At 57.0% G+C, this 409-nt stretch carries 1 protein-coding gene; it reads right to left on the bottom strand.

Features of this window, described 5'->3' with window-relative positions:
- On the bottom strand, nucleotides 1-409 hold a 409-nt coding region (locus ACVBEF_RS21360), incomplete at both ends, for an AMP-binding enzyme (protein WP_447125899.1).

The raw sequence follows: 409 nt of genomic DNA, 5'->3' as shown, positions 1-409 counted from the left end.
TGACATACGCCGCTGGCACCATGTAATCGGGCAGATTTACACTCAAATGCGTACGCAGGGTTGCGGCATCGATCTCTGTATTGATAACGATATACGCCACTAACCGTTGGTCGCCGGGACTGTCTTCCCGCGCCATCACGACCGCCTCACGGATCGCAGGATGTGCTGCCAGTTGCGTTTCAATCTCCGCCAACTCAATGCGGAAACCGCGTATCTTGACCTGAAAGTCATTGCGGCCCAGATACACCAGATTGCCGTCCGATTGCCAGCGTGCCAAGTCGCCCGTTTTGTATAACCGTGCGCCGGGCTGTGAAGAGAACGGGTCAGGTACAAAGCGTTGCTCCGTCAGTTCCGGCTGATTCAAATACCCACGCGCCACCTGCACCCCGCCAATGTGCAACTCGCCCGC

This window comes from Glaciimonas sp. GG7 (assembly GCF_052976905.1).
The sequence above is the reverse complement of the archived record's forward strand: the minus strand, read 5'-3'. Positions and strand labels throughout refer to the sequence as shown.